The sequence below is a fragment of the Streptomyces sp. NTD107 genome, from assembly GCF_059510435.1.
Window position 1 is genome coordinate 184909 of sequence record NZ_JCAJZV010000007.1, and the last position, 15088, is coordinate 199996.

18 protein-coding genes are annotated in these 15088 nt (G+C 69.6%); 4 read left to right on the plus strand and 14 right to left on the minus strand.

Annotated features, from left to right (window positions below; all coding sequences use genetic code 11):
• Window positions 1–297: 297 nt before the first annotated feature.
• From AC5WRL_RS16530 to AC5WRL_RS16540, 3 genes are all read left to right on the plus strand, one after another.
• Entirely contained in the window at window positions 298–633 is a 336-nt protein-coding gene (locus AC5WRL_RS16530) for a helix-turn-helix domain-containing protein (RefSeq protein WP_496089296.1), read from the plus strand.
• A gap of 101 nt (window positions 634–734) precedes the next feature.
• Window positions 735–1076 carry a hypothetical protein gene (locus AC5WRL_RS16535; protein WP_496089297.1) on the plus strand — a complete coding sequence of 114 codons (342 nt, stop codon included), beginning with the start codon at window positions 735–737 and terminating at the stop codon, window positions 1074–1076.
• A 341-nt stretch (window positions 1077–1417) separates the two neighbouring features.
• Window positions 1418–3082, plus strand: a complete 1665-nt coding sequence (locus tag AC5WRL_RS16540) for a hypothetical protein (protein ID WP_496089298.1) — start codon at window positions 1418–1420, stop codon at window positions 3080–3082.
• Window positions 3083–3273: 191 nt separating this feature from the next.
• Here the strand turns inward: AC5WRL_RS16540 and AC5WRL_RS16545 are convergent, their stop codons facing one another.
• Both AC5WRL_RS16545 and AC5WRL_RS16550 read right to left on the minus strand, forming a co-directional pair.
• Window positions 3274–3597, minus strand: a complete 324-nt coding sequence (locus AC5WRL_RS16545) for a hypothetical protein (RefSeq protein ID WP_496089299.1) — start codon at window positions 3595–3597, stop codon at window positions 3274–3276.
• A 431-nt stretch (window positions 3598–4028) separates the two neighbouring features.
• A complete protein-coding gene (locus AC5WRL_RS16550; RefSeq protein WP_496089300.1) occupies window positions 4029–4784 on the minus strand; it encodes a 7-carboxy-7-deazaguanine synthase QueE in 756 nt (251 codons plus the stop codon).
• Between the two features lie 24 nt (window positions 4785–4808).
• Between AC5WRL_RS16550 and AC5WRL_RS16555 the strand changes: the two genes are divergently transcribed.
• Window positions 4809–5456: a 2'-5' RNA ligase family protein gene (locus AC5WRL_RS16555; RefSeq protein ID WP_496089301.1), complete on the plus strand. Its 648-nt coding sequence runs from the start codon at window positions 4809–4811 to the stop codon at window positions 5454–5456.
• Window positions 5457–5556: 100 nt separating this feature from the next.
• Here AC5WRL_RS16555 and AC5WRL_RS16560 read toward each other — a convergent pair whose 3' ends face one another.
• The 12 genes from AC5WRL_RS16560 to AC5WRL_RS16615 form a co-directional block, all read right to left on the minus strand.
• Window positions 5557–6468: an endonuclease/exonuclease/phosphatase family protein gene (locus tag AC5WRL_RS16560; RefSeq protein ID WP_496089302.1), complete on the minus strand. Its 912-nt coding sequence runs from the start codon at window positions 6466–6468 to the stop codon at window positions 5557–5559.
• A gap of 46 nt (window positions 6469–6514) precedes the next feature.
• Complete coding sequence (locus AC5WRL_RS16565; RefSeq protein WP_496089303.1) at window positions 6515–7450, minus strand: endonuclease/exonuclease/phosphatase family protein; 936 nt, start codon at window positions 7448–7450, stop codon at window positions 6515–6517.
• Window positions 7443–7649, minus strand: a complete 207-nt coding sequence (locus tag AC5WRL_RS16570) for a helix-turn-helix domain-containing protein (RefSeq protein ID WP_496089494.1) — start codon at window positions 7647–7649, stop codon at window positions 7443–7445. Before AC5WRL_RS16570 ends, AC5WRL_RS16565 begins: the two co-directional genes overlap by 8 nt.
• A gap of 39 nt (window positions 7650–7688) precedes the next feature.
• Complete coding sequence (locus tag AC5WRL_RS16575) at window positions 7689–9428, minus strand: methyltransferase domain-containing protein (protein ID WP_496089304.1); 1740 nt, start codon at window positions 9426–9428, stop codon at window positions 7689–7691.
• Complete coding sequence (locus AC5WRL_RS16580; RefSeq protein ID WP_496089305.1) at window positions 9421–9699, minus strand: helix-turn-helix domain-containing protein; 279 nt, start codon at window positions 9697–9699, stop codon at window positions 9421–9423. Before AC5WRL_RS16580 ends, AC5WRL_RS16575 begins: the two co-directional genes overlap by 8 nt.
• A complete protein-coding gene (locus AC5WRL_RS16585) occupies window positions 9699–10922 on the minus strand; it encodes a hypothetical protein (protein ID WP_496089306.1) in 1224 nt (407 codons plus the stop codon). The genes AC5WRL_RS16580 and AC5WRL_RS16585 overlap by 1 nt, the downstream gene beginning before the upstream one ends.
• A complete protein-coding gene (locus AC5WRL_RS16590) occupies window positions 10919–11062 on the minus strand; it encodes a hypothetical protein (RefSeq protein WP_496089307.1) in 144 nt (47 codons plus the stop codon). Before AC5WRL_RS16590 ends, AC5WRL_RS16585 begins: the two co-directional genes overlap by 4 nt.
• 35 nt (window positions 11063–11097) lie before the next feature.
• Window positions 11098–11703, minus strand: coding sequence for a response regulator transcription factor (locus AC5WRL_RS16595; RefSeq protein ID WP_496089308.1), 606 nt, complete (start codon window positions 11701–11703; stop codon window positions 11098–11100).
• Window positions 11700–12404 (minus strand): hypothetical protein, encoded by a 705-nt coding sequence (locus AC5WRL_RS16600; RefSeq protein ID WP_496089309.1) that lies wholly within the window; start codon window positions 12402–12404, stop codon window positions 11700–11702. The genes AC5WRL_RS16595 and AC5WRL_RS16600 overlap by 4 nt, the downstream gene beginning before the upstream one ends.
• A gap of 34 nt (window positions 12405–12438) precedes the next feature.
• On the minus strand, window positions 12439–13047 hold the full coding sequence (locus tag AC5WRL_RS16605) for a helix-turn-helix transcriptional regulator (protein WP_496089310.1): 609 nt from the start codon (window positions 13045–13047) through the stop codon (window positions 12439–12441).
• Window positions 13048–13148: 101 nt separating this feature from the next.
• Window positions 13149–13787 (minus strand): FadR/GntR family transcriptional regulator, encoded by a 639-nt coding sequence (locus AC5WRL_RS16610; RefSeq protein ID WP_496089311.1) that lies wholly within the window; start codon window positions 13785–13787, stop codon window positions 13149–13151.
• Window positions 13784–15079: a cytochrome P450 family protein gene (locus AC5WRL_RS16615; RefSeq protein ID WP_496089312.1), complete on the minus strand. Its 1296-nt coding sequence runs from the start codon at window positions 15077–15079 to the stop codon at window positions 13784–13786. Before AC5WRL_RS16615 ends, AC5WRL_RS16610 begins: the two co-directional genes overlap by 4 nt.
• Window positions 15080–15088 lie beyond the last annotated feature (9 nt).

Here is a 15088-nt window from a genome sequence, read left to right on the forward strand (position 1 = left end):
CCGGCGCCATCCTCCGCTGAGGGCTCAGGGCCCGTGATTGGAACAGGCATGATCCGGTCCGCCAAGGGCAGCTCCGCAACCACCCAGAGATAACCATATACGGATAGGCCAGAGGAGCTGGCGAACTGGTTCCTCATTCCCAGTTGAGGACTCCAGGCCCGGGGTCACAAGAGAGGTGACCAGCCGCCAGCCGTGAGGAGTGACCCCCGTTCACTCCTTCGAGTTAACCGTATACGGTAATCATGGGCCCGCCGCACCCGGCGGGGGTCCGGCGCGCGATGATGAGAGGAGCAGCCAGTGGACCATCAGACATGGGAGGAAACGGACATGCGCGCCGAAGACCTCCCCGCCAGCTACATCGTCACCGGGGAATTCCCCCGCGCCGTCCTGGCCGAGAACGCCCCTGTGGCTGCGCACTACGCCCAGGAAATCGCGCTGCGCATCGCCGAGGCCATGGAACTGCGCGGCCTGGTCCAGACCGCACTCGCGGAGCGGTCCGGCGTCGGCCAGAACACGATCTCGCGCATCCTGCGCGGCCTGGTCTACTGCGACGTCGCCACGCTCGCCAAGCTGGAGGCGGCGCTGCGCGCCGACATCTACCCGACCGGCCTGTACCGCCGGCACATCCGCTGAACCCAGGCCACCAGGGGCACGTCCCGGCTGGCCGCCCCGGTTCTGCGCGGTCGGCACACCCATGCCGGAATCCGGCGCCGACACGAAATGAGGAGATCGAAATGTCCGACAGACCGCATGTTTACAACCACATCGACGAGGGTGCCACCGTCACCGGCACGGTCATCCAGTCGGGCGGCATGGTGGTGATCGGCCCCGGCCGCATCTCAGCGTCAGGCACGGCAAAGCCTGCCGCCACCGCCACCGAACCGGCCAGCGAGAACCCGGACGCCGTCCTCGAAGAGGTGCTGGACGCCCCGGGGCCACGACTTCCCCTGCTCACCCAGGGAGAAGCCGTCGCGGTCGCGCGGCTGCTGGATATCGCTGCCGGCGCGTTGCCGTCCCGGCTCGGCCCGCAGGCCCAGGAGCTGGCCGATCGCCTCTACGCCCGCCTCGGGGACTGACCCCACCGGCCACCGCCCCCAGCGAATACAGCGACCCGGCCGGCAGACTGGTCTCCTCTTGGATGCTGAGATCGCCCTGGGCGGCTTGCGGACGGTCCTGGTCGCCGGCGGCACCGGTGACGTCGACGACTGAGCCTGCCCGAGGACCAAGATCCTGCACCCGTAGTCACCCAACGCTACTGGCAGCACGCGCAGCTGTGCGATCGCTGAACACACTGCGGGGGAAGGACGTTGAGAGGAAACCTCTCGCGGCCACCCCCATGCCGGGCGTTGCCCATTGAGTGATCCATGGAGACCACGGGCCTCTTTGTTCTGCGCACAGGAAGGCTAGAGTTCCGGTCATGATTGCGCATCCGCTGGCTGACGAGGCTGCCGCTCTGCGTGCCAGGTTGCTGGATTTCCTCCGCGGGTCATCTGGCCGGAGCTGGTGGGCGTTCACTCTCGAAGAGGGGCATAACTACACGATGCCCGCGAAATGGGGTGGCTTTTCACGCGATCGGCAGGTCGATCTGCTGCTGCGGGCCGAGGACCGGCGCGTGAGTGACGGAACCACCTATGCCTTGGACACGCCGCTGGCCGAGGCGGTGAAGGCGATCGCCCATGACACCTCGATGCCGCTCCCGTTCACCCGCGATGTACTTCCCGCACCGTCAGGGATGCTGGTTAGCTCCGCACCCCTGTGCGATCTGGCAGACGGCGGTCTGATGGCCGTGACCTGGGGGCCTCCGCTGGACGGCTTCGGGCCGGGCGTGCATCTGACGTGGTGGGCCGGAGGCGGCCCAGAGCTTGAACGGATCGGGCCGCAGGTGCCGCTGATCCCGGACTTCGACCTGCACCTGCCGTACGAACCACTGGTGGACTCCCGGCTGCTGCCGGCCCAGGTGCCCTCCGGGCTGATGTACTCCCAGACACCGCTGCGGGCGGTCGTGGCCGCCTGGTACGCACTGACATGCGACAGTGTGGAGGTGTCCGAACGCCGGCCCGAAGCATCAACCGGCCGGCGTCTCGCCGCCCAGAAGGCCAAACGTCGTGGTGTCCAGGTCGCCACCGCCGCCTCCTCCGAAAGCGCGCACCGCGACGTCACCGAACGTGCCGCTGCTCATACCGCCGAGCTTCCGGGCATCGACATGGGCGGGATCGGTGAGGCCACCCCCACACCCCGGGCCGCGTCCCACGGAGTCTTCCCGGCCGAGTTCGACCACCAGCTCGGCTCCGACAGCCGACCGCTGGCGCGCCTGTACCGCGACGCGGCCGAGCACTGGCACCGGCTGGAGCTGGACGCTCTCCAGTCGTATCCCGGTGTCTTCTCCCACTTGGAGGAGTTGCGGGTGCGTGAACACGGCGCCTGGCCTTCGTGGTGCTGGATGCCGAGCATCAAGGTGTCGGCGTGGCTCGTGAACATGCACGGCGTGTCCTTGGAACGCGCGGCGTGGGACGGCCCGCGCATCGCGGCCCTGGGTGCGTGGCGCAGCGGCGGTCGGCACGCTGTGTTCGCTGCCCGTCTCCAGCCGCAGCATGCCGGGGATCCGCCCCCCGTTGGGCTGACCCAGCGGATGCCGGTGCCCGGACTCGGGCTCATCCACAGCGACGGGGACGATTCCTTTCTGCTCGCCTGCCTGGATTCCCGTGATGACGAGGAAGGCACCGAGCTGGTTCTTCTGTCGGACCATGGTGAACACACACGCGGCTTGGGGGAGCTGACGAAGTACACGGTGTTCCTGACCGGGGAAAGTCTCACCGAGGCGGTAAAGGTGACCCAGCATTACTACGACCTGGCGGATGTCGCCAACGGGAATTCCCCTCAGCCCACCGACGACGCCATGTGTGCTGAACACGCCGAGTGGCTTGGCCGCTTCACCGGCCCGCTGGCGGCGGCATGCGCGCCCGACGCTGTGCTGATCGAGATGGGCGAGGTGACCGGCCGCAAGCCGCAGCTGTCCTGGCCGCCGGAACCGGTGCTCCTCCCAGAACTGCAGCTGTGGATCCCCACCGGCACACCGACGTGAGCCCTGCGGTGGAGGCCGGCGGGAAAGTCTCTGCGCGTGTTCGGCCGAGGCGCGGATCCTGACCCGTCCTGCGGTTGGCACGCCGCCCGGCAGCTGCCGGCCCCGCAGTACGGTGAAGGTGCAGGGCGAGCATTGCCCCTGACGGTGGGGCTGCGCTGTCCGGTCCGCGAGCGTCTGGCGGCAGCCGCTGGTCAGTACGAGGGGCGGCTACCGGCTACCGGCGGTGGGAAATCCGGTACCTGGTGGAGGCGGTGGCTCATGCGGTGCTGTCGCAGCAGCTCGTCGCGGGTAATGCAATCGTTGGCGGAGTCGTCCGCGGGCAGGGCCAGGAGATCCGCGCAGTCCGGGCAGTCCGGATCGGCCTCGGGTACCGGCAGGCCGGGATGCTCGGTGAGCAGGTGCAGGCCGAACAGCATCTCCGCGCCCTTCGTGGCGCCGGTGGCATGGTCACCGACGGTTCGAACCCGCCGTGCCAGATGCCGACATGTCTCGCACGGCGCAAAGTTCCCGCTCATGAACCCTCCTGCTCCGGCCTGCCGATGCCCATGATGCCCTACGGTTCCCGACCGCGAGGCGGTAAAGGGTGTGGGCGGTGGTGTGGTGCCGGGGCCGAGGAAGTGCCGCTACGAGCTACCACGCGCCGGCCCCGCCGTACTTCTTGGGGACAGCGGCTCCACCTGATACACACCCCGGCCCGGCCACCGGTGCTCTTCACGCTGGCCCGAGCGAAAACGGATGAGCACGAGCCACTGCCCGACCCGCGCCTGACCTCACCCCGGCACCCCCGACACCGTCGTCCCGAGCAGAACACGGTGAACATCGCGGTGATCAGGGAGACCGGGCCCATCCCGGCGGCGGCCCTCACAGCCGAGCGGGAAGTCCCGGCCACCGGCCCGCCGGCAGGGACGAGCGGCGCGGACCTCCGACCACGGCTGATCCGGAACATCTACCGACCGGGATCATCCCCCCACAGCAGGACGTGCATGCGGAGCGACAGACCGTACCCCCGCCGCATGGCCGCGTCGGCCGCCTCCCGCGCAATGACGAGGTTCTTTGCGCCGTCCGATCCCTCGGGCATCACCATCACCCTCGACGGAGGAACCGCTACCTCCTCGACAACCCGGTCAACCTCCTCCAGGTCCTTCTCCCAGTCCGCCGTGACGACGAACTTGAACCAGGCCCTTTCCGTATCCCGCAGGGCCGCCAGCACCTCCGGCTTGAACCGCCTGGACAGCAGGTTCCGGCTGTTCCCCAGCTTCGGCGACACCGTGTACCGGGCGATGTGTGAGTCGACGGCGGCAACGGGTGCGATCGTGCCGGCGGTCTCGACGTGGATCTCGGTGCCCCAGGTGGTCAGCTGCTCCAGCAGGGGGACCAGCTCCCTCTGCTGCATCATCGGCTCCCCGCCCGACACCACCACGATCGTCGGCCGCCGCTGCACATCCCACAACGCCATTAGCCGGTCCAGGACATCGTCCGTCGACATCAGCTTCTCGCCGAGAGCCGGGTCATCATGGGCGTAGCGGTGCCCGCTGCGGGTCCTGGCGGCCTTCTCATCGGTAACCGCCCAGGTGTATGCCGTATCGCACCACCAGCACGCCAGATTGCACCCGAACAACCGCACGAAAAGGCAGTGCCGTCCGGCTGCACTTCCTTCACCCTGAATCGCCGGACCGAAAACCTGACTAACTTTCAGCGTCATCCCTCACCATCCATCGGAGCCCTCATGAAGCCGTTCACGTTCCAGCAGGGCAAAGACCGCTGGAGGGCGGAGAGCGCGCCGTCCCTCCTGCACGCGTACGTCGCCGTTGATCTCGAACGCCAGCCGCAGCTCTCCGAACTCATCCGGGGCGTCCGTGAGGCAACCAAGGACGACCCGCTCACCCACGTAGGCGACGACTGGCTTCACATCACCCTCTACCAGCTGAGCGCCAAGGCCGCCGCCGAGGTCTCCGCAGGAGAACGGCAGGCCCTGGCCGCCGAGCTGACTCGGCAGATGAAGTCCATCGCCCCCTTCACCATCACCGTCGGCAGTCCGCTCGCCTACGGCACCGGGATCGTTTTTGATCTCGGGCCCGATGAGCCGCTCAACGAGCTGCGGACCGCAGCCACAATGGCCTTTGAGACCGTGCTCGGCCCTGCGGCCACCACGTACGAGACCGGTGTTCTGCACCTGACGGAGTCGTACGCCACCGCCGCAGTCGAGCCGGATCACTACCACGAGATCCACCGCCGCCTACGCCGAGTACGCCCCAGCCACGCGCCGCTGCACATCGACGCAGTCGCGCTGGTCAACGCAGTCGCCAACCATGTCGAGAAGACCATCACCTGGGACACCTGGGAGACGATCCCGTTGGGTGGCGCTACGGCATAAGGACAGCGATCGCGCGATGGAACGCCCGGCCGGCCGAACGAGACTGCGCGGCAACATGCAGGACGTCACCACGGAGCGGGACACTCCGATCGCGAACCGATCACCGGGGCAGATCCACATCCACCATCACGGGCAGGTGGTCGGAGGCCCGCAGCGCCTCCGGGGTGCGCCACACCCGGTAGGCGCGCAGTGCGGGCAGCAGATCGGGGGTGACGCGGATGTGGTCGATGCGGCGCGGTCCCCACGGATCGGCGGTGCCCCCGTCCTCCCCCGTCCAGTGCCCGGTCGTGGCCTCCCACGGCGCCGCCAGGGCGGGCGCCACATCGAGCAGCCTTCCCCGGCGCATCACCTCGGCCGCGCGCCGGTCGACCACCGGCGGCGCGTCCGGGTCCTCGTCCCATACAACCTGATAGACGAGGTCCTCGGTGTTGGTGGCGCGGGTGCAGTAGTCCGGGTCGTAGAACTCGCCATCCTCCGCCCGGCGGTCGGAGGACGCCGTGTTGGCGTCCATCCCGATGATCCCGGGAATACTGCGGTCACGCACTGCGGAGACCACCCTGCGGGCCTCGTTGTAGCGGTGATCCGGCCGGAACGGATCACCCTGAAAACTCCCGCACTTAATCTTCGTTCCACCGGCATCCAGAACGAGGGTCGCCATGGAATGCCAGAAATCTCGGCCGTCGCTGTAGGGCCGCCACCCTCCGGAGACGGGCTGGATTCCGGGGCGCCACATCAGCCCGGTGTGGTACCGGCGCGGGTTGGTGTCCCGCTCGTCGTACGGTTCATGACTCACTGCCGACGCCAGGGCGGGCCACGCCATCTCGTCGTACACAGGGTGTCGGATCGTGTTGCAGCTCAGCCCGGTGTCGGCGGCCAGCTGCAGCAGGCTGCCCCCCGCGAGATACGGGGCCGATCCCAGGATCTCCTGGACCGCGATCACGTCGGGATCCATATCCGCGATCACCTGCACGATCCGCTCGTACCGGTCGCCGTGCGTCGCGTCGAGGTCCATCAGATTGTATGTAACAAATCGCATGAATTCTCCCGGTGTTGGTCGGCTATGCGTTCAAGTCCAGCGGGGGAAGCGGCGGAAACTCGCGTTGCAGGGCCTCGGCCATTTTCCGCCGCGCCAGCACCACCTCGACTCCGTGGTGGTCGCTCACTCCAGCGGTGTCGATCACGTTGACCGCGAGAACGGCCTGGACGAGCCAGGGGTCGAGATAGATCCGGTCGATGCGCCGGCCGCCACCCTGCCCGGTGGCGGCGTGGCCAGCGGTCGCATCCAGCGCGCCGGCCTGGCCGAGGGTGTGGGCGGCGTAGCGGGCGGGGTCGTGCAGTCCGCAGCGCAACAGCGTCTGATCCACGTACGTGCAGCTGACCAAGGCTCCGTCCGGGCCGCGGTTGGTGCGATGAACGACGTGGGCCCGGTCGGTGATGGCGGGGTCCGCCCAGTCGATCGGCGGAACCGTCTCCGGCATCCCAGGAACGGTGGCGGGGTATTCGTTGCAGTCACCGCCGCCGATGAAAGCCTTGCCCTGTTTCATTTTGTCGGCGAGCGCGGCCAGTTCCTCGGCCTCCATTCGCCGGGTGGTGGGGCTGTTGAAGGCGCAGTGCCAGCTGGCCATCACGATGTCGCGTGGGCATCCGGCCAGGCGGCCGACGATGTTGGTGAGCGGGGTTCGCCAGGTGTGGAGGTGTTCGTGCTGCTCGCGGACCTCGAAGGCGGGGCCGACGAACAGCGCGGTGGGGTTCCGGCCGCCGCGCGTAGGGCTGAGGAAACCCCGCATCCCTAAGGCCCGCTCGGCGGCATGCAGGCGCCTGCGACCATTGAAGTGACTGAACGTCGCCTCCTGGCGAAACAACAGGTCAGGCCGGCGCGGGGCGATGATGTCCTCGTGGGCGGCGCGCCACCGCTCGGGCGGGAGGCCGCCCTCGTCGGCGCCGCCGTCGACCTCCAGGTTGAAGGTCATGATCGTGATCACGGGTTCAGCCATCGTTGTTCTGTCCTTCCCGGGCGTGGTTCAGGTAGGTGCGGAGGTCGCTCTCCGGGATGCGGATGGAGCGCTTCCCGATGCGGAGCGCGGGCAGCAGGTTGCTGTCGATGAGGCGGTAGACGGTCATCGTGGAGACGTGGAGGATTGTGGCGCTCTCCTTGACGGTGAGCAGCTTGCCGCCGGGGGTGATGTCGGTGATGACGGGCTCCGTTCCGGGTGATGGTTGTGGTGTGAGGTGTCACGGGAGGGTGCACACGGTGTTGCCGGGGGCGCGGTACCACAGGGTCTGCTGCCCGGGTGTGATGTCGAGGCCGAAGTCGGCCCGGTGGATGTGGTGTTCACCGGAGAGCAGGGTGTGAAGGTGCTCGATCGTGGTCCACGGTCGTTGGGGGCCGCGTTGGTGGAGCGTGCCGTTGGGGTGGGCGATGGCGGTGGAGCCGTCGGGGGTGGTGATCCGGATGCTGTTCGCCGGGCCGTTTGGGCCGGGGACGGTGCGCCACTGGAGGCCGGGAAGAGCGATGCTCAACGGGAACTCCAGGTGGGGGTGGAGGTCCTGGTCGTCGGTGAGAACGTCGTTCGGGCGCAGGATGGTGGTGGAGGAGCGGGGGCTGTCGGTCCCGGCGTGCGGTGCGGTCGGCTGCCGCAGGGGAATGAAGTAGACGGGGTTGTCGAGGAAGCGGCCGGTCGCGGTGCCGGGGCCGGTCACGGTGAGGCGGGCGATGCCGGATCCGATGGGTGCGACGATGACGGACCCGGGGCTCGTGAGATCGGTGAGCCAGTGGTCGGGGATGCGGGTGAGGGCGCAGGAGACGATGATCCGGTCGTAGCGGGTGCCGTCGCGGTGGGTGGTGGCGTCACCGGTTACCAGGCGCGGCCGGTAGCCGGCGGTGGCCAGCCGCTGAGCGGCGTGGTCCATGAGGTCCAGGTCGATGCTGGTGACGGCCCCGTCGCCGAACCGCTCGCACAAGAGGGCGGTTTGGTAGCCGGTGCCGGTGCCGACGTCGAGGATCTGCTGGTCGACGTCGGCGTCCAGGGCATCCAGCATGGCGACCATCAAGCTGGGCTGGGTGCTCGATGACAGCGGAACCGCCACGGGGTGGCCCTGTCGTGGCGGGGCAAGCCGGGTGACCAGCGGCTGGTCGGAGTAGGCCAGGGGCAGGTAGCGGGGGTCGGTGGGTGTGATCAGCTGCAGTCCGCTGGGCGTGCGCAGGTAGTAGGCGGGGAGGAAGTGGTGCCTGGGTACCTGGGCGAACATCTCCCGCCAGGGCGAGGGGCGGCCGGGTGGGCAGATTTCGTCGGCGAGGCCCTGACGGGCCCGCTCTTCGGCGCTGCGGCTGTCCGGCTCCGTCCACAGGTTGTTGCTGGCGGTGTGGCGGCAGCGCTCGCCCTTGCGGAGGGTGTGCAGGGTGGGGGCGCGCACCGCATCGCAGACGGTGCAGCGCACGCGCCAGGGGTCGCCGGTCAGACCGGGGTAGGGTTCCAGCGGCTCGTACCCGGCTGCCCGCGCGGCGGCCTCCGCGTCGCCGGGGGTGATACGGCGGCCGGCGGCGACCGGGGCCGGCGGGGTGTGGGGGCAGACGAAACCGCCGGTCAGGATGTCACGCACCGCTATCCGCCGGGGGATGCCGCAGTCCGTGCAGACCAGGTGCCAGCGGCGCCTCACAGGCCCGGGGTAGGGCTCCATGGAGGCCAGGCCCGCCGCGCGGATGATCGCCTCGGCGTCGCCCGGGGCGAGGGTGTGCATCTGGTGGCGGCATGTCCATCCCGCGCGGATCTGGGTGAGCGTGGGACGGCGGGGCTGCCGGCATGTGACGCAGATGGCGGGCCAGGGCGTGCCGGCGGTGCCGGGGTAGGGGACCTGCGGCTCCAGCCCGGCGTCGGCGAGTTCGAGGGCCCACGGCTGCCGCTCGGGCCGGGCCGGAGCGGGGGACGGCGCGGCGAGGCCGGGGTGGGGGCTGCCGTGGTCGGGTTCAGGCATCGCTGGTGTTCCTCCGTGAGCGGCGGGCCGCGCGCCGCCGCGCAGCGCCTGCGGCCGACCTGGTATCGCCAACGCGGCGGTGGAGCCGCACCCCGGCGCCGGTGAGAATCTGGTGGATGGTGGTGCAGCCGCGCCCGGTCTCCTCGGCGTCGCGTATGGAGTAGCCGTCGTCCTCGTAGCGGCTGACGGGGTGTGCGACGAGTCGTTGCTGGGTGGCGTCGTCGTCCGGTTTGGCGTGGGGCCGGCGGAATGGGCCGGCGGGCTGTTTCATCAGGGCGTCGTGTCTTTCGCGGGGAGAATGTCGCTGGGGCTGGCCGCCGTGGTGATACCGGCGGTGGTGAAGTGTTCGCCGGCGGCGTCGTGCTCACCGAGCCGCTGGGTGTTGAGGCCGCGCCACTCTGCGGTGCGGGCCTGCCAGGGGGCGGATTCCACACGTGCGAACTCCTGACCTGCCAGCTTCAGGAACTGGTCGGCGTCCTCACCGCGGCCGGCGCGGCCGTAGGCCCACCCGAGCACCGTCAGGGCCAGGGCGGCGGCCCCGCTGTCGCGATGCGCGAGCAGGTCCCTTCTGGCGCGCTCCAGGTGACCGATCGCGATCTGGTGGTCGCCGCGCAGGCTGGTGATGTCACCCAGCAGGATCCGGGTGCGGGCGGCGCCGTGCCCGTCGGCGAGGGCCGTCCGCAGGCTCAGGGCCTCACTGGCTGCGGCGGCGGCCGGCTCGAACTCCCGCATGTCGCAGTGCAGACCGGCGATCTCATGGAGGGCATCAGCCTGCTCACCATGCCGCTCGTGCTCTCGGGCACCGGCTGCAGCCTCCCCCAGCACAGCCAGCGCCTCCTCCACGTCCCCGGCCGCGTGCAGGGCGGCGGCGAGGTTGACCAGCATCCGGTGGAGGACCGCCGGGTCCCGGCACACCCGGGCCGCCGGCACACCGTGCTCGCGATACAGCCCGATGGCGGTGTCGCGCTGCTCACCTCCTATCAGCAGCGGCCACATCGCATCCACCAGCTGCCAGCACACCTGCGGCCACTCCCGGTCGGCCGCCACCGTCACGGCGGCGATCAGATCTCTCCGGTAGGCGTACAGCCAGGACCGGGCCTCGCTCTGACCGGACAGGCTGGAGGGGCGCACCCGCTGATACGTGCGTGGCAGGGGGCGGTGCTCGGGGGTCAGGATCGCACCGGCCCGGGTGGCGTGCACCAGGAGCCAGTCGGTCCAGCAGCGCAGCACATCGGAGCGGTCCGGCCGGATCAGGCCGCGGCACATCTCCCGAGCCGTGGTAGTGAGGACAAACCGCCCTTCACCGGGCGGGGTGCGCTCCTCCAGGCGCCCGGAGAACACCAAACTGGCGACCAGGGCCCCGGCTTCGTCGAGCGGGCACCCGCACACCGCCGCCGCCAGACCCACACTGAGTGTGCTCCCGGCGGGCAGCACGCTCAGCTTCCGCAGCGCCTCGGCGGCGGTGAGGCCGAGTTGGAGTCGGCGGGTACTCATCGGTCCTCCTGGTGGAGCAGGCGGGCCAGATCGGCGCGGCCGTACCGGCCCGGGTGATCCAGCGGGCGGCCCAGCGCGGACAGCGCGGCGGCATAACGGACACCGGTCGGGTCGGGTTCGGGCATCTCGGGTTCGGGCATCGATCTCTTTCTGGTTCTCGGGGAGGTAGGTCAGATCAGCTCGTCGCGTACAACGCGGGCGACGAGAGCGGTGCGGTGCGGCAGCGCAGCAGGTCCATCAGTCGGGTCACATCCGCGCTGACGGTGTGTTCGGTCACCTGGAGCCGCTGCGCGATGACGTAGGTGCTGGCGCCCTCGGCGAGCAGCCGCAGGATCTGCCGGTGCCGGTCGGTCAGTACGGTCCCGGGTTTCGCGGTGAGATGGGTGAGCAGAACATCGAGGGCGCGGTCACCGAGGTAGGCGTCACCCGCGGCCACGGCGGTGATCATGGTGGCGAGCCGGTCGGGGGTGACTGCGGTGCGCGGGAGGATCCCGCGTGCTCCGGCGGACACCGCGCGGGCCAGGCCGTCCCCGGTCAGTTCGGACGGCACGACCACCAGGGGTGTCCGGGTCGCGGCCCGTGCTCGCTGGAGCGTTGCGGCGGCGTCGCGGTCAATGGTCTCGACCACGAACACCAGCACTTCGGCGTCACCTGCACCGGGCTCGGTGAGTTTTATGCCGTGGTGGCCGGCCAGGAGCGTGGTCAGGCCGATCCGGGCCAGGGGGTCGGGGGCCTGGATTGCAGCACGAACAGCCGTGCGAGGGCTTGTGGTTGCGGTCATCGGCGGCGGGGCCCGGCATGAGCGGCCAGGTGTTCGTTGACCGTTCCCGGGTCGAGGTCGAGGTCCTGAGCGATCAGGTGGTCGGGCCGTCCGGCGTCGCGCAGTCGCAGGATCTCCCTCACGATGCGGCTCAAAGTGCGGGATCCGCGTAGCTCGGCACCGACCCTGCCCAGCGGCAGCTCCAGTTCACGGGCGATACGGCCCGTGGACTGCCCGGCCGTCAACCGGTACTGGATCCGCCGGCTGAGGGCGATGCTCCCGTCCACCGTGGCGTCGGCCGCCACGTCGGCGGACGCGGCCGGCTTGTGGACGCGGATCGCCTCGCCCCCGGCAGGAGTGGCAGTTTCCTGGACCCGGACCGGCTGGCTCCGGGCCGGTGCTACGGGACCCGGCAGGCGGACGGGCGTCACCTGGACGGGATCGGCGGGCTGCTCAACACGACCCGGCTTGTTCCGCGCAGGTGCGGCCGGTCCCCGCTCCAGCACTGGCTTCTCCTGGCCGGGAACGGCAGCGGGCGGCGCTTCCTCACCTGGTGCGCTGTCCGGGCCCACGACGATGCCCGCCTCGGCAAGGAGTTCTACGACCCGCGCTTCGGAGATGTGGAATTTCCACGCGAGGTCCGTCACGGAGTACTCGTAGGTCTGGTGACAGAACAGAGAGGCCAGCCGGGCGGCCTTCGGTTCTTTCATCACGATGAGCACGGGGGCAGGTGTCCTTTGGTGGCTGGGGTGGTGGTCAGATCAGGCCGCGGCGGGTGACGAACGCGGCTGCTTCCGCACGGGAGTTGAGGCCGTGCCGGACGCACACCCCGTGGACGATGTTCTTGATCGTGCGCTCGGAGTAGGCGAGTTGACGGGCGATCTCGGCGCCGGTGCGGCCGGCGGCCACCAGCCGCAGGACATCAAGGTCTCGGTCCGAGAACCCGCCGGTCGCCAGCGGTACTCCGCGCAGCAGAGCCGGCACGAGATCGGGCGGGGCGTAGCCGTGACCGCGGGCCACCGCCGTGATCACCTCGGCAAGCAGACCCGGAGTGACATCCGATTTGCGGACGACGCCAAGGACGCTGGTGTCGGCCACCTGCGCGATGCTGGACTCGTACAGCTCGGTGACCATGACCGCGACGGGCGCCTCCGACGTGCTGCAGAGCTGGCGCAGCCGGCGGATGTGGGAGGGCTGCTCCAGGGTGTCCAGCGCCAACAGCCGCACATCCGGCCCGCCACCGTCCGATTCGACCCACAGGCGTACGCCCGGCTGGGCGCGCACCATCCCGTGCAGGCCGGCCTCGGTCACGGCATCCTCCGCGTGCACCGCGGTCAGGACCGGCGCGCCGGCTGGCCCGTGCACGGTTCGCCTCCACTGCCGATCGGGCCGCCCGGATCACCGGCCGTACGTGGTGTCAGTTCGCCCGTCAGCGTCTGGTGATTCATATGCTTGTCGTCCTGATTTCAGCGAGTGGTGTACAGCAAGGTGACGGCATCAGTCGCGGCGACGGGGTCGGCGCGACCGGCGGCCTTGACCAGATCCCGGTGCGCCGCAGCGGGGGCGTGGCAGTAGGGGCTGCCGGTGGCTTCGGCATGGCTGGCGATGACGGAGGCAATGTGGGTGAACAGGGCGTTCCCGCTGCTGCGTGCCAGCGCGAGGTGAAAGCGCCTGTCCTCCCATGCCATGAGGGTGGGCAGGCCGTCGCGGTCGGCCTCGATCATGGCGGCGGCGTGGCCGCGCAGGTCCACAGCGGCGTGTTCGGTGATCCGGCCGGCTGCGGCGGTGTCGATCGCCGCAGCGAGAGCGGCGAGTTCGTGTTCCTGGTGGACGCGGTCGGGGCCTTCGTGCCGCCAGCCGATGACGGCCGGGTGCAGCAGGGACCAGTCCGCACGCGGGTTGACGACGGCACCGACCTGCCGCCGCAGGCTGATCATCCCCACGGTCTCCAGAGCGCGCGCTGCCTCGCGGGCTGTGGTGCTGCTGACGCCGTAGTCCGCCCGCAGCTGCTTGATCGACATCACGGTCCCCGGCCGCGAGATCGCGGCGAACTGACCGAGACGGTTGAGGGTGGCTTCGAACTGGCTCACCGGCACATCGCTCATGCCCGGCCCCCGAGGTGAACGTGAACGGCTCGGTGGCCATTGGAGATGAACGACGGCAACGGCTCCAGCAACTCGTCATCGGCAAGGCGCAGGTCCGGGAAACGAGCGAACAACGAAGCCAGCGCGATGTCGGCCTCCAGACGTGCGAGGGGGGCGCCGAGGCAGTAGTGCGTGCCGTGGCCGAACGCGAGGTGCCCGGGCCCGGCGCGGGTGATGTCGAAGGTGTCCGGCTTCTGGTGGACGGCAGGGGAGCGGTTGGCGGCGGCATAGCCGATGACGATGGCGGACCCGGCGTTGAAGAGGAGCCCGGTCTCGGCGTCGTGCACGTCCCGTACGGCAGCCCTCATGATCAAGGTCGCCACCGGGGCCTGATAGCGCAGCGATTCCTCCACGGCATCCAGCCACGTCGCGGATCCCCGCTGGATGAGGGCCAGCTGGTCAGGGTGGCTCAGCAGGCTGACGACGGCATGGGTGATCAGGTTGACGGTGGTCTCGTGGCCCGCACCCACCACCAAAAGCAACGTGTCGATCAGTTCTTGCTCGCTCAACCTGTCGCCGGTGTCGCGGACCGTAATGAGATCGCTGGTGAGGTCATCACCCGGCTCGGCGCGTTTGAGGGCGATGAGGCGTTCGAGGATCCCGTACAGCTGGGCCGTGTTGGCGCTGGCCTGCTCGGGGGTGAGGTCGGTCCGGAACAACCGTTCAACGGTTCTGCGCATGCCATCGCGCATATCGGGCCCGCCGGCCTCCCTGTGGCCGGGGATACCGAGCAGGTGGCATATGACCTCCAGCGGCAGCTGGTAGGCGAAACCCGCCCGCAGATCCACCGGCCGGTGGCCTCCGCTGTTCTCACCCCCGTACGACGCGGCGCCCAGCTCGTCCAGGAGCCTGCCGGTGATCGCGGTGACAACCGGAGCCAGCGCCATGACGCGTCGTTTCGTGAACGCTCCGGCGACCAGGCGCCGCAGCCTGCTGTGTTCCGGACCGGAAGCGGTGAGCATGTTGGTCACATCCGTCCAGGTGCGCAGTGGCCAGTCCGCAGGCAGATCCTGATAGCCGGCCCAGTGGGACCGGACATCCTTGGAAATGTCGCGGTGGACGAGCAGACGGCGGATCAGGCCGTCGTCGGTGACCAGTTGGGCAGTGATGCCGCCGGGGAGTTCAACCTCCGTGGCCGGGCCCAGGGCGCGCAGGACGGCCCCCTCGGCCTGGATGTCGGCGCCGGTGGGGTCGAGGCGGTAGGGGCGGTAGGGGCAGCGCGGGCTGTCGGGCTGGTCGGTGATCTGAGCCATGCGCTGTTT